At 67.7% G+C, this 25,502-nt stretch carries 27 protein-coding genes; 15 read left to right on the top strand and 12 right to left on the bottom strand.

What is annotated here, in order from left to right:
• Positions 1–13 precede the first annotated feature (13 nt).
• On the top strand, positions 14–1,525 hold the full coding sequence (locus NI2_RS29685) for a tetratricopeptide repeat protein (protein ID WP_067497654.1): 1,512 nt from the start codon (positions 14–16) through the stop codon (positions 1,523–1,525).
• 26 nt (positions 1,526–1,551) lie between these two features.
• Positions 1,552–2,769, top strand: coding sequence for a CHAT domain-containing protein (locus NI2_RS29680; protein ID WP_067497786.1), 1,218 nt, complete (start codon positions 1,552–1,554; stop codon positions 2,767–2,769).
• A gap of 77 nt (positions 2,770–2,846) precedes the next feature.
• On the opposite strand, the gene NI2_RS29675 is transcribed toward NI2_RS29680, so the two are convergent.
• The 5 genes from NI2_RS29675 to NI2_RS29655 form a co-directional block, all read right to left on the bottom strand.
• Entirely contained in the window at positions 2,847–3,143 is a 297-nt protein-coding gene (locus NI2_RS29675; protein ID WP_067497651.1) for a hypothetical protein, read from the bottom strand.
• 84 nt (positions 3,144–3,227) lie between these two features.
• Positions 3,228–3,953, bottom strand: a complete 726-nt coding sequence (locus tag NI2_RS29670) for an amino acid ABC transporter ATP-binding protein (protein ID WP_067497649.1) — start codon at positions 3,951–3,953, stop codon at positions 3,228–3,230.
• 40 nt (positions 3,954–3,993) lie between these two features.
• Entirely contained in the window at positions 3,994–5,793 is a 1,800-nt protein-coding gene (locus NI2_RS29665) for an ABC transporter substrate-binding protein/permease (RefSeq protein ID WP_067497646.1), read from the bottom strand.
• A gap of 79 nt (positions 5,794–5,872) precedes the next feature.
• Complete coding sequence (locus NI2_RS29660) at positions 5,873–6,667, bottom strand: LLM class F420-dependent oxidoreductase (protein WP_067497643.1); 795 nt, start codon at positions 6,665–6,667, stop codon at positions 5,873–5,875.
• 45 nt (positions 6,668–6,712) lie between these two features.
• The gene (locus NI2_RS29655) at positions 6,713–7,198 is read right to left on the bottom strand and encodes a hypothetical protein (protein WP_133733883.1); all 486 of its coding nucleotides are present in this window, start codon (positions 7,196–7,198) and stop codon (positions 6,713–6,715) included.
• 120 nt (positions 7,199–7,318) lie between these two features.
• Here NI2_RS29655 and NI2_RS29650 point away from each other — a divergent pair, with 120 nt between their 5' ends.
• Positions 7,319–8,401, top strand: coding sequence for an ABC transporter ATP-binding protein (locus NI2_RS29650; RefSeq protein WP_067497636.1), 1,083 nt, complete (start codon positions 7,319–7,321; stop codon positions 8,399–8,401).
• 55 nt (positions 8,402–8,456) lie between these two features.
• On the opposite strand, the gene NI2_RS29645 is transcribed toward NI2_RS29650, so the two are convergent.
• Complete coding sequence (locus NI2_RS29645) at positions 8,457–8,981, bottom strand: winged helix-turn-helix transcriptional regulator (RefSeq protein WP_371852023.1); 525 nt, start codon at positions 8,979–8,981, stop codon at positions 8,457–8,459.
• Positions 8,982–9,073: 92 nt separating this feature from the next.
• On the opposite strand from NI2_RS29645, the gene NI2_RS29640 reads away from it, so the two are divergent.
• The 4 genes from NI2_RS29640 (at position 9,074) to NI2_RS29625 (ending at position 12,380) form a co-directional block, all read left to right on the top strand.
• Positions 9,074–10,243, top strand: a complete 1,170-nt coding sequence (locus tag NI2_RS29640) for a thiolase family protein (RefSeq protein ID WP_067497630.1) — start codon at positions 9,074–9,076, stop codon at positions 10,241–10,243.
• A gap of 199 nt (positions 10,244–10,442) precedes the next feature.
• The gene (locus NI2_RS29635; RefSeq protein WP_067497627.1) at positions 10,443–11,429 is read left to right on the top strand and encodes an o-succinylbenzoate synthase; all 987 of its coding nucleotides are present in this window, start codon (positions 10,443–10,445) and stop codon (positions 11,427–11,429) included.
• Positions 11,430–11,517: 88 nt separating this feature from the next.
• Positions 11,518–11,949, top strand: coding sequence for a MarR family winged helix-turn-helix transcriptional regulator (locus NI2_RS29630; RefSeq protein WP_067497623.1), 432 nt, complete (start codon positions 11,518–11,520; stop codon positions 11,947–11,949).
• Between the two features lie 8 nt (positions 11,950–11,957).
• Complete coding sequence (locus NI2_RS29625) at positions 11,958–12,380, top strand: organic hydroperoxide resistance protein (RefSeq protein ID WP_067497620.1); 423 nt, start codon at positions 11,958–11,960, stop codon at positions 12,378–12,380.
• 384 nt (positions 12,381–12,764) lie between these two features.
• On the opposite strand, the gene NI2_RS29620 is transcribed toward NI2_RS29625, so the two are convergent.
• A complete protein-coding gene (locus NI2_RS29620) occupies positions 12,765–13,307 on the bottom strand; it encodes a TIGR04338 family metallohydrolase (protein ID WP_067497617.1) in 543 nt (180 codons plus the stop codon).
• Entirely contained in the window at positions 13,304–14,101 is a 798-nt protein-coding gene (locus NI2_RS29615; RefSeq protein WP_067497782.1) for a DUF2786 domain-containing protein, read from the bottom strand. Before NI2_RS29615 ends, NI2_RS29620 begins: the two co-directional genes overlap by 4 nt.
• 197 nt (positions 14,102–14,298) lie before the next feature.
• Here NI2_RS29615 and NI2_RS29610 point away from each other — a divergent pair, with 197 nt between their 5' ends.
• The 6 genes from NI2_RS29610 (at position 14,299) to NI2_RS29585 (ending at position 20,904) form a co-directional block, all read left to right on the top strand.
• Entirely contained in the window at positions 14,299–15,576 is a 1,278-nt protein-coding gene (locus NI2_RS29610; protein WP_067497614.1) for an ABC transporter substrate-binding protein, read from the top strand.
• A 45-nt stretch (positions 15,577–15,621) separates the two neighbouring features.
• Positions 15,622–16,599, top strand: a complete 978-nt coding sequence (locus tag NI2_RS29605) for a carbohydrate ABC transporter permease (protein ID WP_067497611.1) — start codon at positions 15,622–15,624, stop codon at positions 16,597–16,599.
• Positions 16,599–17,498, top strand: a complete 900-nt coding sequence (locus NI2_RS29600) for a carbohydrate ABC transporter permease (protein WP_084476968.1) — start codon at positions 16,599–16,601, stop codon at positions 17,496–17,498. The genes NI2_RS29605 and NI2_RS29600 overlap by 1 nt, the downstream gene beginning before the upstream one ends.
• Before the next feature lie 65 nt (positions 17,499–17,563).
• Positions 17,564–19,834 carry a transglycosylase domain-containing protein gene (locus tag NI2_RS29595; RefSeq protein ID WP_084476966.1) on the top strand — a complete coding sequence of 757 codons (2,271 nt, stop codon included), beginning with the start codon at positions 17,564–17,566 and terminating at the stop codon, positions 19,832–19,834.
• Between the two features lie 170 nt (positions 19,835–20,004).
• Positions 20,005–20,469 (top strand): GyrI-like domain-containing protein, encoded by a 465-nt coding sequence (locus NI2_RS29590; RefSeq protein WP_067497606.1) that lies wholly within the window; start codon positions 20,005–20,007, stop codon positions 20,467–20,469.
• A 3-nt stretch (positions 20,470–20,472) separates the two neighbouring features.
• Positions 20,473–20,904, top strand: coding sequence for a GyrI-like domain-containing protein (locus NI2_RS29585; RefSeq protein WP_067497603.1), 432 nt, complete (start codon positions 20,473–20,475; stop codon positions 20,902–20,904).
• Positions 20,905–20,959: 55 nt separating this feature from the next.
• Here NI2_RS29585 and NI2_RS29580 read toward each other — a convergent pair whose 3' ends face one another.
• The 4 genes from NI2_RS29580 to NI2_RS34565 all read right to left on the bottom strand — a co-directional run bounded on the left by NI2_RS29580 (position 20,960) and on the right by NI2_RS34565 (position 24,630).
• Entirely contained in the window at positions 20,960–22,069 is a 1,110-nt protein-coding gene (locus NI2_RS29580) for an inositol-3-phosphate synthase (RefSeq protein ID WP_067497599.1), read from the bottom strand.
• On the bottom strand, positions 22,062–22,619 hold the full coding sequence (locus NI2_RS29575; protein WP_067497596.1) for a PadR family transcriptional regulator: 558 nt from the start codon (positions 22,617–22,619) through the stop codon (positions 22,062–22,064). Before NI2_RS29575 ends, NI2_RS29580 begins: the two co-directional genes overlap by 8 nt.
• A 153-nt stretch (positions 22,620–22,772) precedes the next feature.
• Positions 22,773–23,561, bottom strand: a complete 789-nt coding sequence (locus tag NI2_RS29570) for a DUF1707 SHOCT-like domain-containing protein (protein ID WP_067497593.1) — start codon at positions 23,559–23,561, stop codon at positions 22,773–22,775.
• Between the two features lie 4 nt (positions 23,562–23,565).
• The gene (locus NI2_RS34565; protein WP_084476964.1) at positions 23,566–24,630 is read right to left on the bottom strand and encodes a DUF1707 SHOCT-like domain-containing protein; all 1,065 of its coding nucleotides are present in this window, start codon (positions 24,628–24,630) and stop codon (positions 23,566–23,568) included.
• A gap of 123 nt (positions 24,631–24,753) precedes the next feature.
• Between NI2_RS34565 and NI2_RS29560 the strand changes: the two genes are divergently transcribed.
• Positions 24,754–25,173, top strand: a complete 420-nt coding sequence (locus NI2_RS29560) for a DUF5318 domain-containing protein (protein ID WP_159372838.1) — start codon at positions 24,754–24,756, stop codon at positions 25,171–25,173.
• Between the two features lie 139 nt (positions 25,174–25,312).
• A partial coding sequence (locus NI2_RS34810) for a hypothetical protein (RefSeq protein WP_218018535.1) occupies positions 25,313–25,502 on the top strand: 190 nt, incomplete at its 3' end.

The raw sequence follows: 25,502 nt of genomic DNA, 5'->3' as shown, positions 1-25,502 counted from the left end.
AGGAGCCGATGCGATGGCAGCGACCGGTAGAACATCGGACGGCGACGACGACCAGCTCGCCGCGGGCTACGCGGCCTACCAGCATGGTGACGTGCTCGGGGCACTGGAGATCTTCGAGCGAGCCGCGCAGGACGCGCCGCCCCGACTGCGCAGCGCGGCGCTGATCAATGCGGCGAGCATGGCCGACGAACTGGGTGAACATCGGCGGTCGGTGAGCCTGATGCGGACCGCGCTTGCCGTGCTCCCCGCCGACGCGGCTCATCAACGACCGGCCGCCCTGGTCGATCTTTCGCAGGCCTACCAGCATCTGGGTGAGCTCGATTCCGCCCAGGAAACGCTGGAAGAGGCCCGGTCGCTGCTCGCCGACGGCACCGACCAGGGCCTGTTGCCGGTGGCGTGCCTGCTCTCGCTGACGGCCGTCGCGCTGCACCGCCAGCAGTGGGCGCGAGCCAATGAGCTCGCCGCCGAGTCGCTCGACGTGACCCGCCGGTTGGCCCCCGAGCTGATCGGTCATCCGTTGATGAATCTGGCGGCCGCGTCGTTCGAGATCGGCCGACGTGAACTGGCCGTCGACTTCGCGAGGCAGGCGCTGGCCGCGCTCGAGGCGGCGGGCGATGCCGCGGCCGTGGCCGAAACCCAACAGAACCTGGCCATCATGTTCGTGCGGTCGGGCCGCTACGACGATGCCGAGGAACCGTTGGGGGCCAGCCAGGGATTCTTCGAGGGAGCCGAGCTGGAGCATCGCGCGGGTATCGGTGCGAAAACCTACGGCTACCTGGCCGAAGGCAGGGGTGACTTCGACACCGCGCGGGCCCGATATCGGCATGCGCTCGACTGTTTCGACAAGGCCGGTGCGGTCCTCGACGCGGCGGATGTGCGGTTGCGGCTGGCCACCGTCGCCGCCGCCGAGGACGACCTCGCCCTCGCAGAGGAACTGCTCGCGATGTCGTTCGAGGTCTACGCCGAACACGGTCTCGGAATGCACTGCGCCCAGCTCGACTACTGGCACGCCGAATTGCTGCACCGGACGATCGCGGCCGACGCTCCTCCTGATCCGGCCACACTGTCGCGCGCGCTCACCCTCGCGGTCCCCGCCGCGCTGGCCATCGATGCGGTTCGCCACACTCTGCCCAACGGGAATCAGCGCGAACACTGGCACCGCACGGTCGCCGAACCAGCCATGCGCCTGGCCTTTCAGTGCGCGGCCCGCACCGGAGACGGACAATTGGTTGCGGACCTGGTCGAAAGCCGTTGCGCAGGAGCAGCCCTCGATGTCGAGTCGGTGATCGAACCGCGCTCGGCCACCCTTGAATTCGAGCTGCTCGACCCACCGGTCTCCGACGACCCGGCCCCCGCGCTACACCTGGGCACCGCCCTCGCCGACGTAGCCGCCGCAGCGGGAATCCGCGTCGCCCCACCACCGCGGCTCTCCGATCGCGGTCGAATCCTGCTGTCGGACTACATCTCCCACGCCGAGCAGCGATACGGGCGCCTGATCCGCGACCACCGAGTGATCGCGCTGTGATCGAACAACCGACCGCGCTGATCCGGATGGCCGACGCAGGCGACGTGTATGCGTCCTGGCGGTGGGTCGACGACACCTCGGCGCGTGGGGTGGCGATGCTGCCGCGCGATGATGTGCGTGCGGTGTTGCGGCAGTTGGCCGCCGCGGTGCCCGATCCCGGCCGCCCGGACGAGTTGAGCCGGGTGATGACCGAGGGCGCACTGGTCGATCCCGAGGCGGAAAACGCACTGGCACAGTCGTTGTCACGCGCGCTGCTGCCGTACGGGCTCGCCGTGCAGCTATACGAACTGTCGCAGCGGGGCATCCGGCCGCATCTGCGGATTCAGCCGTCGCCCCGGCTCGCCCAGGTTCCATGGGAGATCATCGCGCCCGATCCGGCGATCCGGCTGCTCGATATCGCCGATGTGAGCCTGTTGGCGCCGGTGTCGGTGGTTCGGGCGCCGGATCGAATGGTGCGGCGCTGGACCGAGACTCGGGACCTGCCGGTGGTCGCGGTGCTGGATCCGCGAGTTCCCGGTTTCCGCGCGGACTCCGAGCTCGGGTCCGTGCTCGGCCGCCCGAGTGCGGATTCCATTGTGGCGCAACATTTCAGTACCTACGGTGACCGCATCGTGCCCACGGTCGCCGATCCGGTGGAACTGTTCCGGCGTACCGATCTGGACCGCGACTGGCTGTCCGACGCACTCCGCGCGGGTGCGAGCCGCCTGATCTACGTCGGCCATGTCACCGCGCCCGCACCGGAGTCCGGGGAAAGCGAGCACGCGCAACTGCACCTGGCGTGCACCACCGACACCCGCGGTTTCGCGGCGCCGACCCGCTCACACCGCCCGCTGTCGGCCAAGGACCTGCTGCTCGGCACCTACACCCTCGACCCCGCACCGGTCCCCGGCCGCGACCTGTGGCCGATGCCGAGCCGGGTAGCGCTCATCGCCTGCGAAAGCGGTGGCGACCTGCGCTTCACCGAGGCCCTCGGCCTGACAACCGCGGCACTGTCGGCAGGCGCCGAGCTCGTCACCGCCACCCGCTGGCCACTCCCCACCGACCACGCCTTCCACACCCTCACAGCGACAATCGGCCACCCCCTCCAATCCGCCATCCGAGCCGTCGACACCGCCCACAACTCCCCCACCCCGGTATCGACCCTCCTGAACTGGCAACGAACCCAGCTCGCAGCATGGCAAACCACCCCGATCCCCGAGAACTCCCCGCTCCTCTGGTCAGCCTTCGCCACTGTCATTGATTGACGGCTCAGCAACCCCAACGGCACCGATAGGGATCCGCGGCGCGAGCGGTCACTGAACACCGACGGCAGCCCCGACGGTCAGTGGTCGTCGTAGTGCCCGTCGTGGGGTGCGTGGCGGTGACCGTCGTGGATGTAGTCGACGTGGTCGTTGTGCGGGACGGCGACGTGCCCGCAGCCGGGGCCGTGGACGTGGTCGTGGTTGGAGCAGGCGACGTGGGACGAGGGTTCGCACTCATCGAAGTGGCCCTCGTGCTCGCGGTGTAAGTGCCCGTCGTGGACGTAGTCGACGTGGTCCTGGTGGGGGACGGCGACGTGCCCGCAGGTGGGGCCGTGAACGTGGGTGTGCTGCGGATGTTCGGCGTGCGCGGTGGTCATCTGCTCTCCTCCGGATCGAATCGAGCTTGCAACTCTTCCGACATTAGCAGTTGCGCATGCGTTGCTGCGAGCCCTTCGTGCTGGTCAGAGGACCTGATCGAGGAAGCGGCGCAGACGCGGCGTCTTGGCGTCGTCGAACAGTTCGGCGGGCGCGCCGGTCTCCACGACCTGGCCATGGTCCATGAACACCACGCTGTCGGAGACGCTGCGCGCGAACCCCATCTCGTGGGTCACCACGATCATCGACATGCCGCCGGCGGCGAGGTCGGCCATGAGCGCGAGCACACCCTTCACCAGCTCGGGGTCGAGCGCGGAGGTTGCCTCGTCGAAGAACATCAGTTCCGGTTTCATGGCGAGGGCGCGGGCGATGGCGACGCGCTGCTGCTGCCCACCCGAGAGCGATCCGGGTCGCGCGTCGGCCTTGTCGGCCAGGCCGACGATCTCGAGCTGCTCCACCGCGAGCGCCCGCGCCTGCTCGGCCGAGAGCCCGCGCAGTTTGCGCGGCCCCAGGGCGATATTGTCGGCGACCGTTTTGTGCGGGAACAGGTTGAACTGCTGGAACACCATGCCGATGCGCTGACGCAACCGGTCGGGGTTCTCGCGCAGCACCGATTCGCCGTCGAGCAGGATGTCGCCGGAATCGGGTTCGTGCAGGCGGTTGAGCACCCGCAGCAGGGTCGACTTGCCGGAACCGGACGGCCCGATGACGGTGGTGGTCCGGCCCGCGTCGACGTGGATGTCGACGCCGCGCAGGATGTGGTTGTTGCCAAGCGTCAGATGCAGGCCGGTACCGGTCAGGGATGCACTCATCGAGCTGTAACTCCTTCGCAAGCGCGGGCGGACGTGGCGGTCATGCGCCCCGGCCTTCCGTGATGACGGCCTGTTCGAGCGGATCGACCGGGGGAACCGGTTTTCCGGTGCGCATCCGGCGGTCGATGTAGTTCACCAGGTGGGTGAGCGGGATGGTCAGCACCAGGTACATCAGACCCGCCGCGACCAGCGGGGACAGGTTGCCGGTCTGGGCGTTGAGGTCGCGGCCGACCGCGAACAGCTCGCGCTGGGAGGCGAGCAACCCGAGGAAGTAGATGAGCGAGGAGTCCTTGATGAGGGCGATGAACTGGTTCATCAGCGCGGGCAGCACCCGGCGCACGCCCTGCGGGATCACGACAAGGGTCATCGCCTGGCGGTACCCGAACCCGATCGCACGGGCCGCCTCGAGCTGACCGGGCTCCACCGACTGGATACCCGAGCGGAAGATCTCACCGATGTACGCCGCCGCCAACAGCGCCAACGCCACCGCGCCGAGCCAGTACGGGTTGCCGCCGGTGACATTGCGAACCACCGGGCCGATTCCGAGCCCGATCAGCAGGATGATGACCACGGCGGGCAGACCGCGGAAGATGTCGGTGTACACGCGGGCGGGCCAGCGCAACCAACGGGTGCGCGAGATACCCATCACCGCGAGCAGCATGCCCAGCACGGTGCCGAGGACACCCGAAACCACGGCCAGGATCAGCGTATTCGGCAGACCCGTCTTGATGAGGTCGGGGAAGGCCTTGGTGTAGAGCGACCAGTCGAAGAAGGTGTCCTTCAACTGCTGGATGGTCGATTTCTGCTGTGCCACTTCGGCTTCGCCGGGCTGCTTGCTCGCGGCGATGGCGGCGAAGTCCGGAAGATCCGGCGCCGGCGCGGCTTTGGAGCCCGGCTTCCAGCCCGGCGGCAGCTCGCGCGGTACCCAGTCGGCGTACAGGCGCGCGTAGGTGCCGTCGGCGATCACCGCGTCCAAGCCCGCGTTGAGGGCGTCGATGAGCGGCTGGTTGTTCTTGGCCACCGCGTAGCCGACGAAGTTGTCGAGGCTGAAGGTGTTCTCCGACACCACGATCCCGTCGCCCGGTTTGATCGCGCCCTCGGCTTGCGCCGACGGGGCGACCCAGGCGTCGACCTGGCCGGATTTGAGATTCGCGTACGCGGTGTTGTAGTCCGGGAACTTCACCGGGTCCAGGCGCAGCTGGTTCACCACGAACTCGTCCTGCACGGTGCCCTGCACCACGGCGATCCGCGAACCGGCGTTCAGATCACCGAACCCCTTGATCGCCGAACCCTGCGGCACGACCAGCGAGAAATAGCCGAAATCGTAGCCGTTGGTGAAGCCGACGAGTTCGCGCCTGGCATCGGTGGTGGTGATGTTGGACGAGCCGACATCGAAGCGTTTGCCCGCCACCTGGGCGAGCAGCCCGGCGAACTCGGTGCCCGAGAACTCCACCTGCAGACCGAGTTTCGCGCCGATCTCGCGCAGCAGTTCGTTATCGAATCCGGTGAAGGCGCCCTCGCCGTTCACGCAGATGCTCGGCGGCGCGTCCGAGAGGGTGCCGACGCTGAGCTTGCCCGGACTCAGCAGGCCGAGTTTGCTGGTATCGATCGACTCGAGCGGCACCGTGGTCGGGGTCGTGTAGCGGTCGGTGCCCGCCGTCTCGGAGGAGGCGAGGTTGGTCGGCGCCGCGGCCGCCGCGCTCTGGCCGGGAGGCGAGCACAGGTCGCCCCCCGTCGACGTCTCGCCACCGGAGCCACCGCATCCGGTCGCGGCCACGCCGACGAGGAGCAACAGCGCGGCAATCCGCGCCCGGGTTCGCACAGCACGCACACCTGCCATGCCGATAGACCCTAGTGCCCGCCCGTGTCCCCACTCGCCACCCGCGCCTGGTGTGGTGCATCCGGGCAGGTCAAAGATTTTATGCCAGGCCTTCGAGTAATTCCGGGTTCACTTCGTCGCGCCACTCGATCGCGCGGCGCACCTCGGCGAGGTCGTAGTCGGGACCGGAGACGCCGATGGTGAACAGGCTCACACCCGCCGCGCGCAACTGTTCGGCCTGCGCCCGGCCCTGCCACTGCACCGACCGTTCGATCCGGCTCTCGTCGGTGCCGACGGCGGCCGCGTGCTCGGCCAGGATCTTGTTCTTGTGCGCCAGCGTCTCCACATCGACGAAGGAATGCCAGATGTCGGCGTACTCGGCGACCAGGCGCAGCGTTTTGCGCTCGCCGCCGCCACCGATGAGGATCGGGATATCACGCACCGGCGGTGGGCTGAGCACGCGCAGGCGGGCGGTGAGCCGGGACATGTTGTCCTTCAACAGGTTCAGCCTGCTACCGGCCGTACCGAATTCGTACCCGTACTCGGTGTAGTCGCGCTGGAACCAGCCCGCACCGATGCCGAGGATCAACCGGCCGCCGCTGATCCGGTCGACCGTGCGCGCCATATCGGCGAGCAGATCGGGATTGCGGTAGCCACCGCCGGTGACCAGCGCACCGAACTCGACCCGCTCCGTCTGCTCGGCCCACGCGCCGAGCATCGTCCAGCATTCGAAATGCGCGCCCGCCGGATCGCCCGTGAGCGGATAGAAATGGTCCCAGTTGAAGACGATGTCCACCCCGGCGTCCTCGGCCCGCAACACCGCATCACGAATCAGCCCGTAATCCGGTGCGTGCTGGGGCTGAAGCTGGACTCCGATACGAACTGGACGACTCATACCGTTAGCTCCTCGAGGGCTCGCCGATCTGCTCCGCGATCGAGGCTACTCGGCGTCCGAGATGGTCGCATCGTCGCGCGACACGAGCAGTTGCGAGTCGCGGGCGGCCGCGACAACGAAGAAAGTGGCGCAGAGGCCGGCGATCACGACGGCCGCGTAGGGCACCGAGGTCGCGACCGCTTCGGGGATCGACAGCTTCGGGATCAGGCGGGGGTCGTCATCGAGACCGCTCAGCGCATCCTCGAAAATGCCGAGACACATCATGGCTGCCGCGCCCATCAGCAGCAGCAGCCCGACGACGGTGACGACCGTTCCGCTGCGGCGCGGCAACAATGCCAGGCCGACGAGGTTCACGCAGAGGCCGGGAACGAACATGGCCATGCCGAGCATCAGCGTGAACACCAGGTACCAGGCGACGTCGGCGCCCGGCCCGGCGAGCATGGCGACGACGGCCGCCGCGGCGATCGCGACCAGCGGGAACACGATCGGAGACGCCGCCACCACGGCCGCCCATATTCTGGCTTTTCGCATGATCGAGGATCCCACGAGCCCGCGCCACGCCCAGCGGTTAATGTGATGGCGCTCGTACCGAAGCACCCGTACTCGGATCGTCCGGCACGTTCCTGCCGGGATGGGAAGAATGATCTACGCATGGCTACCGTGACCTTCGAAGGCGCCACCCGGCTCTACCCCGGCGCGGGCAAACCCGCTGTCGACGCCCTCGACCTCGAAATCGCCGACGGCGAATTCCTCGTTCTCGTCGGACCCTCCGGCTGTGGCAAGTCGACCTCGCTGCGCATGCTCGCCGGCCTCGAGGAGGTCAACGGCGGGCGCATCCTGATCGGCGACAACGATGTGACCCACGCCGAACCCAAGGATCGCGACATCGCGATGGTGTTCCAGAACTACGCGCTGTACCCGCACATGTCGGTCGCGGAGAACATGGGTTTCGCGCTGAAGCTGGCCAAGGTGTCCAAGGCCGAACGCGACGAAAGGGTGCGTGCGGCAGCCGAATTGCTCGACCTCACCGAGTACCTGGACCGCAAGCCCAAGGCGCTCTCGGGCGGTCAGCGCCAGCGCGTGGCGATGGGGCGCGCGATCGTGCGGCAGCCGCAGGTGTTCCTGATGGACGAGCCGCTGTCGAACCTCGACGCCAAGCTGCGCGTGCAGACCCGCACCCAGATCGCCCAGCTGCAGCGGCGGCTCGGGACGACGACGGTGTACGTCACCCACGACCAGGTCGAGGCCATGACCATGGGTGACCGTGTCGCCGTGCTCAAGGACGGCCTGTTGCAGCAGTGCGCGTCGCCGCGTGACCTGTACCGCGACCCGGCGAATGTGTTCGTCGCCGGGTTCATGGGCTCGCCGGCGATGAATCTGTTCACGCTGCCGGTCACCGACGGCACCGTCACCATCGGCGGCTACCCGGTGCAGGTGCCGCGCGCGGTGGTCGACGCGGGTGCGGGTTCGGTGGTGCTCGGCATCCGTCCCGAGCATCTCGAAGTCGGCGGTCAGGGGATGCAGATGGAAGTGGACGTGGTGGAGGAACTGGGTTCCGACGCCTACGTCTACGGCCGGGCACTGTCCACCGGGGCCGACAGCACGTCCGGGGAAACCCTTGTGGCGCGGGTGGATTGGCGCAACCCGCCGGCCAAGGGCGAGCGGCTTTCGCTCACCACCGATTCGGCGAACCTCTACTTCTTCAGCACCGAGAACGGTCGGCGGCTGCGCTGATCCGCCGCTCGACGACCTGACATGCCGACCGCATCATCGGTGCGGTCGGCTGTCGTCAGGCACCGGTGCCGTTCGGCGGGCGGCCTGCCTTCTTGCGGGCACGCAGGTACTCCGGGTTGACGCGAACGCCGAGCTGTTCGAGTTCGACCGGAGTGCCGGTGGGTGTGGTGAGCCGAGCCCGCACCGGCTCGCCGGTTTCGGTGTCGACGCGCAGCAGTGGCGCCGGGCCCGGCTGGAGGTAGGTGTCGCCCCACTGCCACAGCGCCACGACCACCGGAAGTAGGTCCCTGCCCATCTGGGTGAGGACGTACTCGTGCCGGGTGCGCTTGCCTTCCTCCTGGTAGGGGCGCTTTTCCAGGATTCCCGCCGCGGTGAGTTTGCGGAGTTGGCTCGCGGCCGCCGCGTCGGTGATGCCGACGCGGCGGGCGAAGCCGTCGAAGCGGGTGGTGCCGTAGTAGGCCTCGCGCAAAATGAGGACGGCCGAGCGGGTGCCGATGAGCTCCATGGCTCTGGCGATCGAACAGCCTTCGGTCTCCCACCTGCTCAGATCGGCCAAGGGTCCTTCCATCACCGCTGCCATAGCCGACATCATACGCCTCCCTGACTTGAGCAAATGATAGTTAGCGTCTAGTCTGACTATTGTCTGATATAGCCAGAGGGAAGAGGACTCCCATGCGAGACGCGGTCATCGTCGAAGCGGTACGCACCCCCATCGGGCGGGGCAAACCCGACGGCGCACTCCACGACGTCCATCCCGTCGACCTGCTCGCGCACAGCCTGCGCGCGGTGATCGAGCGCAGCGGCATCGACCCGGCACTGGTCGACGATGTGATCGGCGGCATCGTCACCCAGGTCGGCGAGCAGGGCGTGAACATGACCCGGCGGGCCGCACTGGCCGCCGGATACCCCGAGTCGGTGCCGGCGACCACCGTCGACCGGCAGTGCGGAAGCAGCCAGCAGGCCATCCATTTCGCCGCGCAGGGCGTGATCGCGGGCGCGTACGACATCGTCGTCGCGGCGGGCGTCGAATCCATGGGGCGAGTTCCGATGGGTTCCAGTGCGCTCGGGGCCGCCGACCTGTCCGGGGTGGCCTTCGCGCAACGGTATCCGGAGGACCTTGTCCCGCAGGGCATCAGCGCCGAGCTGATCGCCGCCAAGTGGGGACTGAGCCGCACCCAGCTCGACGAGTTCGCGCTGAGCAGCCACGAAAAGGCGGCCCGCGCAACGAAAGACGGGCTCTTCGCCGGCGAACTCGTCCCACTGAACGGGCTGACCGGTGACGAGGGCATCCGCGTCGGCTCCACACTCGAAACGCTGGCGAAGCTGAAGCCCGCCTACTACGACCCTGCCATGGCGGCGCGCTTCCCGCAGATCGGCTGGGAGATCACCGCCGCCTCCGCCAGTCAGGTCAGTGACGGCAGCTCGGCCGTGCTCATCATGTCGGGCGAGCGGGCCGAGCAGCTCGGCCTGCGCCCGCTCGCCCGGCTGCACAGCTTCGCCGTCGCGGGCGACGACCCGTTGCTCATGCTCACCGCGGTGATCCCCGCGACCGAGAAGGTGCTGCGCCGGGCGGGCCTCGACCTGTCCGACATCGACCTGATCGAGATCAACGAGGCGTTCTCGCCCGTCGTCCTGGCCTGGGCGAAGGAAACCGGCGCCGACCTGAGCAAGGTGAATGTCAACGGCGGTGCCATCGCCATCGGCCACCCGCTCGGCGCCTCCGGGGCACGGCTGATGACCACGCTGGTCCATGCCCTGCACCAGCGCGGTGCCCGTTACGGGTTGCAGACGATGTGCGAGGCGGGTGGGCTCGCCAACGCGACCATCATCGAAAGATTGTGAGTGCGGTCGGCGGCGGCGTCCACGCGAATGCCGCCGCCGACGGCCGTCCTCGGCTACGGCCGAGACCCGTCACCGGTGCGACGTATCCGACCGCGCTCGTTTCTGTGGTCTGGCCTGCGCCCTGACTTCTACGGTCCGGCGGACAAGTAGGCAGCGCAGGTCACCCTGTCCGATTCTGCGCAACGCTTAGGGTGATGGCGTGGACTTCGAGACCTTCGTTTATGCGATTCCGCTGCGTACGCGGTTTCGGGGGATCACCGTGCGCGAGGGGATGTTGATTCGGGGGGAGAACGGGTGGGGGGAGTTCTGCGCGTTTCCCGAGTACGACGATCGGGAGGCGGCGGGGTGGTTGGCTACCGCTGTCGAGCAGGCGACTATCGGGTGGCCTGCGCCCGTGCGGGAGCGGGTACCGGTGAATTGCATCGTGCCTGCCGTAGATCCCGAACGTGCGGCGCGAATCGCCCGTCAATCCGGTTGTGCGACAGCGAAGGTGAAGGTCGCCGATCATTCTGATTCGCTTGCTGAGGACTTGGCGCGGGTGGCGGCGGTGCGGGCGGCGCTCGGGGATTCCGGGGCCGTCCGGGTCGATGCCAATGCGGTGTGGGATGTCGAGACCGCCGTGCGGCGAATTCGGGAAATAGATTCGGCGGCAAGAGGATTGCAGTACGTGGAGCAGCCGTGCCGGAGTATCGAGGAACTCGCGGAGGTGCGGGCGCGGGTCTCGGTGCCGATCGCGGCCGACGAGTCGATTCGGCGTGCGGAGGATCCGTTGCGCGTCGCGGTGGCGGGGGCGGCGGATGTGGCGGTGCTCAAATGCACGCCGCTCGGTGGGGTGCGGCGGGCGCTCGCGGTTGCCGAGGCCGCCGAACTGCCGACGGTGGTGTCGTCGGCACTGGAGACGAGTGTCGGGCTGGCAGCCCAGATCGCTCTGGCCGGGACGCTGCCGGACCTCGAATTCGCCTGTGGGCTGGGTACTCTCGCGCTGTTCGAAGGTGATCTGGTCGCCGACTCGCTGCGCCCGGTCGACGGGTGGTTGACGGTGCCGACCAGTGCGCCGGAACCCGATCCGGTGGCGATGGATCGATACCGCCATCCGGATGCCGAGCGGGTGCGGTGGTGGCTGCGACGGTACGAGCGGGTGCGCGCATTGCTCGAGGACACGCCGGCGTCCGACTCCGTTTCGTAGACGCCGACCACACCGGTACGACCACCGACCGGCGAGCACTCGACCTAATTAGTTGTGCACAATTTAATTGTGCGCTACAGTTCCTCGCATGACCGACGGACTCACCCTCGACGAGCAGCTGTGCTTCCCGCTCTACGCGGCCTCGCGAGCGATGACGGCGGTCTACCGTCCGAAACTGGAACAACTAGGACTCACCTACCCGCAATACCTGGTGATGCTGGCGCTGTGGGAACGCGACGGCCGCAGCGTCGGCGAACTCGGCAGGGCGCTCGAGCTCGACTCCGGCACCCTGTCACCACTGCTCAAGCGACTGGAAGCAACCGGTTTCGTGCAGCGCAGGCGTGCGGCCGACGACGAGCGCCGCGTCGACATCGTGCTCACCGAGCACGGGCGGGCCGTCCGCGCCCGAGCTTGCGCCATCCCCACGGAAATGGCTCGAGCAGCGGGTCTGACCGGCGACGAAGCCGCCGCCCTCCGCACTCTGCTCCGCAAACTGACCGATTCCCTCATCGAGAAATGAGACTCCCCATGCAGGTTCTCTACACCGCCGAAGCCCTTGCCACCGGCGAAGGCCGCACCGGCTCCGCCCGCACCACCGACGGCAAGCTCGATGTGGTGCTCGCCCCGCCGAAGGAAATGGGCGGCGACGGCGCGGGCACCAATCCCGAGCAGCTGTTCGCGGCCGGTTACGCCGCGTGCTTCCACTCCGCGCTGCGCCTGGTCGGTAAGAAGGCAGGCGCGAATATCGCCGATTCGGCGGTGGGCGCGCAGGTTTCGATCGGCCCGAACGACAAGGGCGGCTTCCAGCTCGCCGTCACCCTCGAGGTCACCCTCCCCCACCTCACCCGCGAGGAAGCACAGCAACTGGCCGACCAGGCACACCAGGTGTGCCCGTACTCCAACGCGACCCGCGGCAATATCGACGTCGACGTCCAGGTGACCGACGACTGATCGGCAACACCCCGTCGAATCGAGGTCCCGGTGCTCATCGGCCGGGGCCTCGAGCCTTATCTACAAGCGGCTGTTGAGAATTCATTAGTCCCCGCCCCGCACGATCAACTCGTAGCCGCGAACAAAGGGGAAACAATGAAAACAGCAATTGCCGCGATGGTCGCCGCGTTCAGCGTGATGGGGGTCGGTGTGGCCGCTGCGGTGACACCCGAGCAGACGAGTTTCGCCGCGGCTCACGGCTCGCAGGGTGGTGGTGGGCGTGGTGGTTCCACGAGCGGTTCCCCCTGCACGGACAGCAAATCCTGCACCTCTCCCGCCCCGGGCGGACAGGGGTCAGGCGGACGCGGCAGCGCCCCTGGTAGCACCGGAAATCGCTAGGGCGACTCACCCGAAGCGGACTCCGCAACCGGCGAATGTCGCCCGGATCAGCAGAGCCGCTTCGGGACCGATCACACCGTCGGCCAATTCCGCATAGCGAGTGCAGAATTCGGGTCCGTGCGACACTTCGTCGGGGGTCGGCGCCAAATGATGGGCGAGTTCGTGCAGAACAACCAGTTCGCGCAGCGCCCACGCGGTGGCGCCGGTATGGAGTGGGACGGCCAGCACGGCAGCGGCGCGTTCGTAGTGTGCCGCAGCCGTGCCCGCCCGCGCACGGACCCGCACGGAAATCACCGCCCGATCCCATTGGGCTCGAACCCAATTCAGCGCGATCACCTTGTCGACATAACTCTGCACCGATTCCACCGACGCGAATCGTCGCTCGACCGGCAAGGTCACCTGCGAACCGTAGATATCGACAGTGCGATGCCCGAATTCCTCGGCGCGATCGAAGACACCGCGCACCAACTGCTCGGCGTCGTACACCCGCGCCCGCTGGGTGTCGCGTCGTGGAGCCGGACCGCAGACATCGTCGGGCTCGCGGTTCATCTCGTGAGTTTGCCGCGTGCGGCGGGTAGTTCGGTGGAGGGGCCGAGGCGGGCGTTGCGGCCCGCCCGGTCGCCCGCCTGCCGGGCCGCGGCCGAATGGCCGGTGGAGGTCTGCGGTCCGCGCCAGGTGCCGCGCGCTTCCGAGGTGGCGGTGTAGAAGTCGGTGAGGGCGAGTTCCTTGTCGCGCAGCGCGAGTGCGGTTCCAGTCGACTCGACCGCCGATTCCTCGGCGACCACCTCGGCCTTCACCTCGGCCAGTCGCGCGCCGATCCGCGCCGCGAACGCCATCTGGAAATTCAGTCGCGCCGTCACACCGGCGACCGGGGCCTGCACCTTGCGGCGTACCGTCCGGCCGAACCGCTTCTCGGTGACCACCTTCACCACCGTGGCCTCGCGATACGCACCCGACTTGATGTAGTGATCCGAGGCCCGCACCATCTGCACCAGCAGACTCGCGTACAGCGCCTCGCAGGCGTCGATATCGGCGTCGAAACCGTAGGCGTAGACCTGCGTGGAGGTGCGCGCGACATCGCAGCGCACGTCGTTGGCGGTAGCGATGGCGACGAACAACTGCACGTAGGTGCGCAACCCCTTCCGCCCCGGCTCCCCGATCGGGATGATCCGCTGCACCGGCGTGGACCGGCGTTCGCGCCGCGCCACATGCGAGCGCGCCACCGCCAGATCGATCGACGACTTCGTCGCCAGCCGTTGCGCGGCCGCGAGAAACGCCTCCGCCTCGTGCTCGTTGTCGGTGGCCTCGGCCTTGCGCAGCAAACCACCGATCCGGGACAGCATCCGGTCGGGTGCGGACGGCGTGGGGCTGGTCACGGATCGAGCCTAGGACACCGCGCCGACATCGCCCGCGCACCGAACTGACCGCAAAGTAGCCGAAGTGACGGGACGATCGGACGCGGCGGGCCACACCATGTATGTTTGCCCCTGCACCGACGCACTGTGCTGCTGCTCACTGTCTCGACCCTGGAGTGTCTGCGATGGCCTTGAAGTTTGTCCCCAGAGCGACGATGGCTGCTGCCTCGATTGCGTTGCTTACCGCATCGTTCGCCAGCGCCTGCTCGAGTGACAACGGCGGCAACGCCCTCGACCAGAACCTGACCGGGCGTGGACCGATCACCTACGTCGAGGGTAAGGACGTCTCCGAGACCGGGATGGTCAAGCAGCTCATCGACCGCTGGAACGCCGCGCACCCGAACGAGCAGGTGACGTTCAAGGAGCAGTCGGCCGACGCCGACCAGCAGCGCGACGACATGGCCGAGCACTTCCGCTCGAAGCAGGACGGCTACGACGTGGTCGCCCTCGACGTGCCCTACACCGCGGAGTTCGCCGCCAAGGGCTGGATCCAGCCGCTCGAAGGCAGCTTCGCCATCGACACCGCGCCGCTGCTCGCGCCGACCGTTGCCAGCGCCACCTACAACGGCAAGCTGTACGCGGCACCGCGCAATACCAACGGCGGTCTGCTGTACTACCGCAAGGACCTGGTTCCCAACCCGCCGCGCACCTGGTCGGAGATGCTCGGCCAGTGCCAGATCGCGCGCGACAACAACATCGGCTGCTACGCCGGTCAACTGTTCCCCTACGAGGGCCTGACCGTGAACACGTCCGAGGTCATCAACGCCTACGGCGGCAGCTTCGTCGGCGCCGACGGCAAGACCCCCACCGTGAACAGCCCCGAATCCAAAGAGGGCCTGAAGGTTCTGGTCGACGCCTACCAGCGCGGCGACATCCCCAAAGAGGCCATCAGCTTCAAGGAAGGCGAGAGCGCGAACGCGTTCGAGTCGGGCAAGCTGCTGTTCCTGCGCACCTGGCCGTACCTGTACGGTCAGGCCAACGGCGAGGGTTCGATGGTGAAGGACCGCTTCGGCGTGGCACCGCTGCCCGGCAAGACCGATGTCGGCGCCTCGACCCTCGGCGGCTACAACGTCGCGATCAGCGCGTTCTCCAAGAACAAGGCCACCGCCGCCGACTTCGTTCGCTTCATGGTCAGCGAAGAGGCACAGCAGATCGTCGCCCAGGGCGCCTTCCCGCCGGTGCGTACCTCGCTCTACGACGACCCGGCCCTGATCGCGAAGATGCCGTACCTGCCCGCGCTGAAGGAGTCGATCGCCAACGCGGTGCCGCGACCGGTCTCGCCGTTCTACGAGGCGGTGTCAAAGGCCATCCAGGACAACGCATATGCTGCCCTGAACGGCACGAAGTCCGTCGACGACGCAGTCGCAGGCATGCAAAAGGGCATCGAGACCGCTGGTTCGTAGCGGTACGCGCAGCGGACCCGACCAGACCGTAGGAGAGTAGAAACGGTGTCGGATCCTTCGGGAGTCAAGCAGCGCGGGCTAGCGCTGCAACTGAGGCAATCACGGCGGGCGTGGCTGTTCGTGACCCCGGTGATGGTGGCGCTGGCCGTGGTCATCGGTTATCCGGTGTTCCAGGCGCTGTGGATGTCGTTCCGCAAGGACGCCGGCATCGACCCGGCCACCGGCATGTTCGTCGAGGGCGGCAGCGCGGGTTTCGACAACTACACCCATTGGCTACTGCAGCAATGCAATTCGCTGATGGGTACGGTGTCGTGCCCGACCGGCACACTCGGGTCGCAGTTCTGGGCGGCGGTCGGGGTCACCCTGTTCTTCACGGTGGTGACCGTGACGATCGAGGCGACCCTCGGCCTCGGCATGGCCATCGTGATGGGCAAGACCTTCCGTGGCCGGGCGCTGTTGCGGGCCGCGGTGCTGATCCCGTGGGCCATCCCCACCGCTGTGACCGCGCGGCTGTGGGAGTTCATGTTCCAGTACGACGGCGTGGTGAACCGGGTGCTCGGCACCGAGATCCTGTGGACCTCGGATGTGTGGGCCTCGCGGTTCGCGGTGATCGTGGCCGACGTGTGGAAGACCACCCCGTTCATGGCGCTGCTGATCCTTGCCGGGCTGCAGGTGATCCCGAACGACGTGTACGAGGCCGCCAAGGTCGACGGCGCCTCGGCCTGGCAGCGGTTCGTGCACATCACGCTGCCGCTGCTCAAGCCCGCACTGCTGGTCGCGGTGCTGTTCCGCACCATGGACGCGCTGCGCATGTACGACCTGCCCGCGATCATGACCGGCGCGAACCCGGCCACCAGCACCCTGTCGATCCTGGTGGTCGACCAGGTGCGCCAAGGTCCCAACAGCGCGGCCGCCCTGTCGACGATCACCTTCGTGCTGGTGTTCGCGATCGCGTTCCTGCTGGTGAAGGTGTTGGGCGCCAACGCCGTTCGCACGCAGGAAGAGCAGCGGAAGGCGAACTGATGAGCATTTCGATGACCAAAGAGCCCACCGCCGAACGCGAACCTGTTGCGACACAGTCGGTTTCGTGGCGCAAACGGCTCGGAACCGTTCGCCTGTACCTCGGTGTGGCGATCGTGCTCGTGTGGGGGCTCGGACCGTTCTACTGGATGGCCGTTGTCGCGTTCCGCGACCCGGCCCACACCTTCGACAGCACTCCGTGGCCGACCCACGTGACGCTGGAGAACTTCCGCAACGCCTTCGACACCAGCCGCGGCAACGACTTCGGCAAGGCGCTGCTCAACAGCGTGATCATCGGCTCGGTGACGACGGTGGTCGCGTTGTTGCTCGGCGTGCTCGCCGCGTACGCGCTCGCCCGGATGACCTTCGCGGGCAAGTACCTGGTTTCGGGGCTGATCCTTTCGGCGTCGATGTTCCCTGCCGTCGTGCTGGTGACGCCGCTGTTCCAGCTGTTCACCGACCTCGGCTGGATCGGCCAGTACCAGGCGATGATCATCCCGAACATCTCGTTCGTACTGCCGATGACGGTGTACATCCTTGCGTCGTTCTTCGCCGAATTGCCCTGGGAGCTCGAAGAAGCCGCGCGTATCGACGGTGCGAGCAAGCTGCAGGCGTTCCGGTTGGTCATGCTGCCGCTGGCGGCGCCCGCGGTGTTCACCACCGCGATCCTGGCGTTCATCGCCTCGGTCAACGAATATCTGCTCGCCCGGTTGCTCTCCGGTGAGCAGACCAAGCCGGTGACGGTCGCCATCGCGAGCTTCTCCGGCAACGACCCGCTGGTCCAGCCGTACGCGGCGATCATGGCGGCCGGTGTGATCGTCACCGTGCCGCTGGTGATCATGGTGCTGATCTTCCAGCGCCGCATCATCTCCGGCCTCACCGCGGGCGGCGTGAAGAGCTGACGGGCGTGCTCCTCCCGGGTTATGCCGGTGCAGGCGGGTAAAGTCGCCTGCACCGACGGGAGGAGATGGTCGTGGCCGGCAGGCGCGGGCGTTCCGACGAGGACGTGCCGTATACGTCGATCGCAGGCTTCCGGGATCCTCTGCGCGAGCAGCAGCCGCGCAAGGGTGCGGCCCGGCGAGCCCAGGCTGCCCGGCTGGCGGGCGACGACGACCCGGAACCCCGCCCGCCACGCACCAGGGCGCAGCGGATCCGGCGGCTGGTCTTCGCGCTGTTCGTGATCTTCGTGTGTGTGCCCGCGCTGCTGTTCTTCGCGGTGTATTGGAGCTCGGAGATTCCCGAACCGGGCGAGGTGGCCGTCGAGCAACCGGCGACGGTGCTGGCCGCCGACGGCACAACGGTGCTGGCGAAAATCATTCCGCCGCAAGGCAACCGCATCCCGATCCCGCTGACCGAGGTGCCCATGCACGTGCGGGAGGCGGTGCTCGCGGCCGAGGACCGCACCTTCTACACCAACGCCGGATACTCCACGAGCGGGTTCCTGCGCGCGGCACGGGACAACCTGGCCGGGCACGACAACGCCGGTGGCGGGTCGACGATCACCCAGCAGTACGTGAAGAACGCCTTCCTGAGTTCCGAACGCACCGTCACCCGCAAGATGCGCGAGCTCATCATCGCGGCGAAGATGTCGCGGCAGTGGAGCAAGGACGAGATCCTCGCCGCCTACCTGAACACCATCTACTACGGTCGCGGCGCCTACGGCATCGCGGCGGCGGCCAAGGCGTACTTCGGTAAGCCGGTGCCGGAACTGACACTGGCCGAAGGCGCGGTGCTGGCCGCGGTGATCCGTTCACCCTCGGTGCTCGACCCGGAAACCCACTTCGACCAGTTGCGCGCCCGCTGGCAGTACGTGCTCGACGGGATGGTCGAGATGCGCGTACTCGCTCCGGGCGACCGTGACGCGACGGTGTTCCCGCCGATCCTCGCCCTCGACGACGTGGCGACCGAACCCGAGGCATCGGGGCCCGAGGGCCACATCCGTACCATGGTGCTGCGAGAACTGCGCGCCGCCGGACTCACCGACGCCGACATCAACACCGGCGCCCTGCAGATCACCACGACCATCGATCCGGTCGCGCAGGCGGGCGCCGTCGACAGCGTGCGGGCCCGCTCCTCCTGGCAGCCACCGGAATTGCGGGCGGCCGTAGTGTCGATCGACCCGCGAAGCGGTGCGGTGCGGGCCTACTACGGCGGCGAAGACGGCACCGGTTTCGACTTCGCCCAGGCGCCGCTGCAAACCGGTTCGGCCTTCAAGGTTTTCGCGCTCGTCGCGGCCCAGATGCAGGGCATCCCGGTGACGCGGGCGATCGACAGTTCGCCCATCACCGATCGTGGTACGACCATCAAGAATGTGGACGGCGACTCGTGTGGACGGTGTTCGCTGGCCGAGGCGCTGAAACGCTCCCTCAACACCAGTTTCTACCGGCTCACCATGACGATGGCCGACGGTCCACGCTCGGTGGCCCAGGCCGCGCATCTCGCGGGCATCCCCGAGCACATTCCAGGGGTCGAGGGCGAGACGCTCACCGAGAACGGCGAGCCACCGCTCAACGGAATCGTGTTGGGGCAGTATCTGGTTCGACCGATCGATATGGCGTCGGCGTATGCCACGCTCGCCGCGTCGGGGGTGTACCGGCAGCCGTACTTCGTGCAGCGGGTGACCACCGGCAACGGTCAGGTGCTGCTCGATCGTGGTCCGCCGGAAACCCGCAGGGGCAAACAACTTCCGGAGCCGGAGCAGCGCATCAGCCCGGCCATCGCCGACGCGACCACGCGGGCGATGGAGCCGATCGCCAACTACTCCAACGGGCACGGGCTGGCCGGGGGCAGGCCGTCGGCGAGCAAGACGGGGACGACCCAGTTGGGTGAGACCGGGGCCAACAAGGACGCCTGGATGGTCGGATACACGCCGTCGCTGTCGACGGCGGTGTGGGTGGGAACAGAGCATCCGCAGCCGCTGCGCGATGGACGCGGCAACCCGATCTGGGGATCGGGACTGCCCGCCGACATCTGGAAGCAGACGATGGACACCGCGCTCGCCGGCTCACCCGTCGAGGAATTCCCGACTCCGCCGCTGGGCGGCAGTGGATCACTGGTACCTGCTCCGCCGCCCTCGTCCGGTGGCGAAGGTGGCGGTGGCGGTGGTGGCTTCGACATCCTCAACCCACCGAGCGACACACCACGCAATCCGGCGCCGATCATCATCATCCCGCCCGCTCCGAGCCCGAGTACACCCGGCGAATGGTTCCCCGGACTGGGTGGTGAGGCGCCGCGGTAGATCACGGATTGGACAGGCGTGACCACACATCTGCACGAACATGGCAACATCGTTGGCCAGTGCGCATCCGGAGATCGGGCGCCGGCGGAATCCCGGCGCGGAACCTGTCGTATCCATGCGGGAAGATGTGCGCTCGAGCGACGACGAGACTAGACATAGGGGCTACGCAGGTGGATTTCAATGTCGTTGACCGTCCCGAGATGCTGATCGCGGGCACAGTGCTGCGCAGTCCGGCGCTCGCTGTGGAGGGGCCACGACGCGCCAAAGTGGTGGAAGCGTGGCAGCGGCTACGGGCACGACAGGACTTACCCGGACCGTTCGCGACGGGCTATGTCGACTTCGCGCCCGAGATCAACTCCTACCTCACCCATATCGTCGGCTACGAATGCAAAACCCTCGCCGACCTGCGGGTAGGCGATGTGCTCGCGCGGATTCCGGCGGGCCGCTACGCGCGGTTCGTGGCGCACGGTGACGAGATCGGCGACACCATCGTCGCCCTGTGGCGGCAGGTCTGGGACGCCGAGGCGGCGGGCGAGTTCGTACGCGCCTACACCGGCGACTGCGAGCAGTACCCCGACGAACGCACCGTCGAGATCTTCGTTTCCTTGACCGACGACGCGCAGAGCGGGGAATAGCCGATGACCGCCGATTTCGAGATCGTCACCCTGGACGACAGCCTGATCGCCGGACTCACCGTGCCGCTGGCCGGCCGTGAGGTCACCGCCCGCGATCTCGACCTGGTGAACTTCACCTGGGACCGCTACCTGTCCCGCGAGAAGCCGGTCACCCGGGCCGCCGCCTACATCGGCCAGAACGACCACGCCGTGGCCGTCCTCGGCTACGAGGTCGCCGGCCTCGACGACGTGGACGAAGGCGATGTCCTGACCCGCATCCCCGCGGGCCGCTACGCCAAATTCGTCGTCTCCGACAAGCCCTACGACCTGCTGCGCACCGCCTGGGCCCAGGTGATCAAGGCCGAGAACGCCGGAACCATCACCCGCTCCCACACCGCGGAACTGGAGCGCTACACCGGGCCCACCTCGGTCGAGGTGTACGTCTCCCTGGATTGAGTCCCACGAAAAAGGCCGGGCACACCATTGTGTGCCCGGCCTTTTCGTTCAGTGACTAGTCCGCACCGATGATGAACGCTTCGAGCTGAGTGCGCGCGACGTCGTCGGCGATCTGCTCCGGCGGGGACTTCATCAGGTAGGCCGAGGCCGGGATGACGGGTCCACCGATGCCGCGGTCCTTGGCGATCTTGGCCGCGCGGACGGCGTCGATGATGATGCCCGCCGAGTTCGGCGAGTCCCACACCTCGAGCTTGTACTCCAGGTTCAGCGGGGCGTCACCGAAGGCACGGCCCTCGAGGCGAACGTAGGCCCACTTGCGATCGTCGAGCCACTCCACGTAGTCGGAGGGACCGATGTGGACGTTGCGGTCGTGCACCTTGCCCGCCAGCGAACCGGTGAGGTTCGAGGTGACGGCCTGGGTCTTGGAGACCTTCTTCGACTCCAGGCGATCGCGCTCGAGCATGTTCTTGAAGTCCATGTTGCCGCCGACGTTGAGCTGGTAGGTGCGGTCGAGCACCACGCCGCGATCCTCGAACAGCTTGGCCATCACGCGGTGGGTGATGGTCGCGCCGACCTGCGACTTGATGTCGTCACCGACGATCGGCACACCGGCGTCGGTGAACTTCTTGGCCCACACCGGGTCGGAGGCGATGAACACCGGCAGCGCGTTGACGAACGCGACACCCGCGTCGATGGCGCACTGGGCGTAGAACTTGTCGGCCTCTTCGGAGCCGACCGGCAGGTAGGAGACCAGGACGTCGACCTTGGCATCCTTCAGGGCCTTGACCACGTCGACCGCCGGAGCCTCGGACTGCTCGATGGTCTCGGCGTAGTACTTGCCGATGCCGTCGAGGGTCGGGCCACGCAGGACCGTCACGTCGGTGGGCGGCACGTCGGAGATCTTGATGGTGTTGTTCTCGCTGGCGAAGATGGCCTCGGCCAGGTCGAAGCCGACCTTCTTGGCGTCGACGTCGAACGCGGCGACGAACTTCACGTCCTTGACGTGATAGGGACCGAACCGGACGTGCATCAGACCCGGAACGACCGCGTTCTCATCGGCGTCCTTGTAGTACTGCACGCCCTGCACCAGCGACGATGCGCAGTTGCCGACACCGACGATCGCGACGCGTACTTCGCCGGATCCAACCTTGTTGACATCACTCATGGCCGCTCTTTCCCTCTTTCTGTGGTGCCGCCTTCGTCGATTGCTCCGCCGCAATCAACTCGTTGAGCCAGCGCACTTCGCGCTCGCTTGATTCCAATCCGAGCTGGTGGAGCTGGCGGGTGTAGCGATCCAGCGAGCCACTGGCCTTCTTGATCGCTTCCCGCAGACCCTCTCGGCGCTCCTCGACCTGGCGTCGCCTGCCCTCCAGGATCCGCATCCTCGCCTCGGCGGGGGTGCGGCTGAAAAAGGCCAGATGAACACCGAAGCCGTCATCGGTGTAGTTCTGCGGACCGGTATCGGCGAGGAGTTCTTTGAACCGTTCCCGCCCGACCGGCGTGAGCCGGTAGACGCGGCGCGCACGGCGCGCGGTCGCGCCCTCCGGTATCTCCTCGGCGATCAACCCGTCGGCCTGCATCCGGCGCAGCGTCGGGTAGAGCGAACCGTAGGAGAAGGCCCGGAACGCCCCGAGCAGGCCCGTCAACCGCTTGCGCAGCTCGTAACCGTGCATGGGCGCGTCGAGGAGCAGGCCGAGAATCGCCAACTCGAGCATGCCGACCTCACTCCCTGACTATGACGGCCTGACAGGCCGAACGGACCTAACCGATGGATGCGACTTCCCACTATATCGGAGCGATACATCAGGGCGTAGTCGTATCCCTCACATGAGCGGGGACCGACCGTCGGGGCCGGGCGAATCAGCAGGTCAGGAGTCTGCCGGGTACACCGCGATAGGTTCGCCGCTGAGCCGGATCTTCAGATAACCGCTCTGCTCGGCCTCGTTCTTGACGTAGATGCTGATTTCCGGCTCGGCATCTTTGGCGCCACCCGGTGGAAACCGGACGAGCACGTGCGACACCCAACCACCGGGCACGCGGGTGGTCTGCGGGGCGCCTGACATCAGGCGCGCGTACTTCGCCAGGTCGACCGTGGCCAGGTCGAACGAGCGGGTGCCCGGCGGTCGCGAACCGGGTGAACCCCACCGGTCGAAATCGCCGCGATATTGCAGCTCGTCCTGCTTGCCCGGCTTCCCGGAATCGCGCTCGACCAGCGCGTACTCCGGATAGAGCGTCAACTCGTCGGCGAGCGCGCTTCCGTATTCGGCGCGGTAGTCGGCGAGGAAATGGGCGAAGCCGTTGCCGGTGGTGAGATCGGGCAACGGCGGCGCGAGGACGGTGCTGCGGCCGAGCAGACCGGCACCCGCGCCGACCAGGCCCGCGAGGACCACCGCGCCCACCGGGATCCACCAGCGGCGCGTGGCGCGGGGGACACCCCGTGCGACCGGGGTGGCGGCCAGCCCGTCGGGGATCTGCAGGTCGTCGACCAGGCGGTCGAGGTCGCCGAAGGTCTCGGCGCGCATGGCGGTGGCGGTGCGCTTGCCGTGCTCGGCCTCGGTGAGCTGGCCGTCTGCCAGGGCGGCGTCGAGCAGGGCGCACACGTCCGCGCGGTCGGCGTCGCGGGCCCGCAGGTCCTTCGCCGGGGAGGTGGTCTTCATGGCGTCATCTTTCGTACGGGTAGGTCTTCAGCACTTCGCCCGAGAGCGCGAGGACGAGATGCGCGGACTGGGAGACCTCGTTGCGCACGTAGACGGTGATCGAGGGACGGCCGACCCAGGTGTCGTTGGCGATCCGGTAGTGGGAGACCACGCCGCCGGGTACACCGAGGGTGGTGGCGGCGGTGTTCAGCACCGCGGCGAGGGCGTCGGTGTTCACCTGGGTCAGGTCGATGTCGACCGCCTTGCGGTCACGGGTGGTGACCTGCGAATTCGAGCGTTCGAATCCGCCGCGATAGGTGTAGCTCACGGTCCAGTCGCCGTTGTCGGGTGCGCGGCGGACCGCTGAGGCGTGCTCGTCGTGCAGCACTGCCTCGTCGACGACGGCGTCGCCGAACTTGGTGCGGTAGTCGTCGCGGAACTGTACGAATCCGGCGATGGTGTTGAGGTTCGGAGTAGGGATCACCAGGGGTGGGGCCGCGTCGTAGTTGATCGATGCGGCGGTTTCCTTCGCCGCCGGCTCGTCGGCCCGGATCGTCCAGGCGAAGCCGCCGACCGCCGCGAGCACGACGGCCGCGATCGTCACTATGCGGAAGGTGTTGCGCGCCTTGGGTTTCACCGGTGCCGCCGGGCGCTGCTGCAGCTCGGCGACGAGGGTGGCCAGCTCGCCGAGCGTGCGCGCTTCGGCGGCCAGCTCGGTCATCGCCGTGTGCTCCTCGGCATCGAGCTGACCGTCGGCGCGGGCGGTGTCGAGGGCGGCGATCGTGCGTGCCCGGTCGTCGTCGCGCGCCTTGGTCCTGGCCGGGTACTCGCCGGAGTGCTTGCGGCCGAAGCGCTTCCGTTCGGTGGTCGGGCCGAACACCGCGGGCGACTGCAGATCGCCGGTCAGTCCACGCAATTCACCGAGCGTGCGGGCCGAACCGGCCCGTTTCACCCGGTCGTGGTATTCCTGCGCACCGAGCTGGCCCTCCGCGTAGGCCGCGTCAAGCATGGTCGACACCTCGGCGCGATCGATATCACGCGCCCTTGTCCGGGGATCGGCGACGGAGCGCGCCTGTGGAGAATCTGCCATCTACTTGCCATGCCTCACCTGCGAAAAGACCCGGAAAGTACCCGGTATCGGGAGTCTAAGGCCGCCGGGGGCAACAAGCGGTGGCACCGGCGGTGGAAATCAATCCCGGCTACTCTGGTGATCGTGCGAATTCAGCGGCAGGTGGTGGACTATGCGCTCCGGCGCAGGTCGCTGCTCGCCGATGTCTACGCGGGGCGGGTCGGCGTCGCCGAGGTGTGCGATGCCAATCCCTACCTGCTGCGGGCCGCGAAGTTCCACGGTCGCGGCAGCGAGGTGACCTGCCCGATCTGCCGGAAAGAGCAGCTGACGTTGGTGTCGTGGGTGTTCGGCGACGGGCTCGGCCAGGCGGCCGGGTCGGCGCGCACACCCGACGAGTTGACGCGGATGGCAGAGTCGAACGAGGAATTCTCGGTGCATGTCGTCGAGGTGTGCCGCTCGTGCAGCTGGAACCACCTGGTGCAGTCGTACGTGCTCGGGTCGGCGCCCGCGCCCGCCCGTCGCCGGGCGGGACCGAGAGCGGGACGTCGCTCTGCGGCCGAATGACAGCGGCCGCGTGACGCGCCGCAGTTCGGGGTGCAAAATATCCGCGCCGGTCCTCCGGCGCGGATGTTGTGTGCCGGTCGAACCTTACGAGTTATGGAGATCTGGTCAGTGAGTTCGCCCTACGAGCCCTCCCCCTACGGTGACGATCCGCGCGGCGGCCGCCCGTCGCGGGGTGCACAACCAGGTCCGCAGTCCGGTGATCGTCCTATCGGGCCGCCGCGTCGGCCTACGCCGCCCGCCGGACCGCCGCGGCCACAGGGTGGACCGGGTGGGCGTCCGCCCGCACCGACCGGGCGTGGGCCCGCGCCGGGTGCACGTGGTCCGCAGCC

The sequence above is a fragment of the Nocardia ignorata NBRC 108230 genome (assembly GCF_001612905.1).
Classification (GTDB): Bacteria; Actinomycetota; Actinomycetes; order Mycobacteriales; family Mycobacteriaceae; genus Nocardia; species Nocardia ignorata.
Note: the sequence above shows the minus strand (reverse complement) of the source record. Positions and strands in the feature narration are given on the sequence as shown.

What these genes read in the sequence shown, in the direction of transcription:
- NI2_RS29685 (WP_067497654.1), top strand. Translation starts at nt 14, where the DNA reads ATGGCAGCGACCGGTAGAACATCGGACGGCGACGACGACCAGCTCGCC.
- NI2_RS29680 (WP_067497786.1), top strand. Translation starts at nt 1,552, where the DNA reads ATGGCCGACGCAGGCGACGTGTATGCGTCCTGGCGGTGGGTCGACGAC.
- NI2_RS29675 (WP_067497651.1), bottom strand. Translation starts at nt 3,143, where the DNA reads ATGACCACCGCGCACGCCGAACATCCGCAGCACACCCACGTTCACGGC.
- NI2_RS29670 (WP_067497649.1), bottom strand. Translation starts at nt 3,953, where the DNA reads ATGAGTGCATCCCTGACCGGTACCGGCCTGCATCTGACGCTTGGCAAC.
- NI2_RS29665 (WP_067497646.1), bottom strand. Translation starts at nt 5,793, where the DNA reads ATGGCAGGTGTGCGTGCTGTGCGAACCCGGGCGCGGATTGCCGCGCTG.
- NI2_RS29660 (WP_067497643.1), bottom strand. Translation starts at nt 6,667, where the DNA reads ATGAGTCGTCCAGTTCGTATCGGAGTCCAGCTTCAGCCCCAGCACGCA.
- NI2_RS29655 (WP_133733883.1), bottom strand. Translation starts at nt 7,198, where the DNA reads ATGCGAAAAGCCAGAATATGGGCGGCCGTGGTGGCGGCGTCTCCGATC.
- NI2_RS29650 (WP_067497636.1), top strand. Translation starts at nt 7,319, where the DNA reads ATGGCTACCGTGACCTTCGAAGGCGCCACCCGGCTCTACCCCGGCGCG.
- NI2_RS29645 (WP_371852023.1), bottom strand. Translation starts at nt 8,981, where the DNA reads ATGGCAGCGGTGATGGAAGGACCCTTGGCCGATCTGAGCAGGTGGGAG.
- NI2_RS29640 (WP_067497630.1), top strand. Translation starts at nt 9,074, where the DNA reads ATGCGAGACGCGGTCATCGTCGAAGCGGTACGCACCCCCATCGGGCGG.
- NI2_RS29630 (WP_067497623.1), top strand. Translation starts at nt 11,518, where the DNA reads ATGACCGACGGACTCACCCTCGACGAGCAGCTGTGCTTCCCGCTCTAC.
- NI2_RS29625 (WP_067497620.1), top strand. Translation starts at nt 11,958, where the DNA reads ATGCAGGTTCTCTACACCGCCGAAGCCCTTGCCACCGGCGAAGGCCGC.
- NI2_RS29620 (WP_067497617.1), bottom strand. Translation starts at nt 13,307, where the DNA reads ATGAACCGCGAGCCCGACGATGTCTGCGGTCCGGCTCCACGACGCGAC.
- NI2_RS29615 (WP_067497782.1), bottom strand. Translation starts at nt 14,101, where the DNA reads ATGCTGTCCCGGATCGGTGGTTTGCTGCGCAAGGCCGAGGCCACCGAC.
- NI2_RS29610 (WP_067497614.1), top strand. Translation starts at nt 14,299, where the DNA reads ATGGCCTTGAAGTTTGTCCCCAGAGCGACGATGGCTGCTGCCTCGATT.
- NI2_RS29600 (WP_084476968.1), top strand. Translation starts at nt 16,599, where the DNA reads ATGAGCATTTCGATGACCAAAGAGCCCACCGCCGAACGCGAACCTGTT.
- NI2_RS29595 (WP_084476966.1), top strand. Translation starts at nt 17,564, where the DNA reads ATGGTCGTGGCCGGCAGGCGCGGGCGTTCCGACGAGGACGTGCCGTAT.
- NI2_RS29585 (WP_067497603.1), top strand. Translation starts at nt 20,473, where the DNA reads ATGACCGCCGATTTCGAGATCGTCACCCTGGACGACAGCCTGATCGCC.
- NI2_RS29580 (WP_067497599.1), bottom strand. Translation starts at nt 22,069, where the DNA reads ATGAGTGATGTCAACAAGGTTGGATCCGGCGAAGTACGCGTCGCGATC.
- NI2_RS29575 (WP_067497596.1), bottom strand. Translation starts at nt 22,619, where the DNA reads ATGCTCGAGTTGGCGATTCTCGGCCTGCTCCTCGACGCGCCCATGCAC.
- NI2_RS29570 (WP_067497593.1), bottom strand. Translation starts at nt 23,561, where the DNA reads ATGAAGACCACCTCCCCGGCGAAGGACCTGCGGGCCCGCGACGCCGAC.
- NI2_RS34565 (WP_084476964.1), bottom strand. Translation starts at nt 24,630, where the DNA reads ATGGCAGATTCTCCACAGGCGCGCTCCGTCGCCGATCCCCGGACAAGG.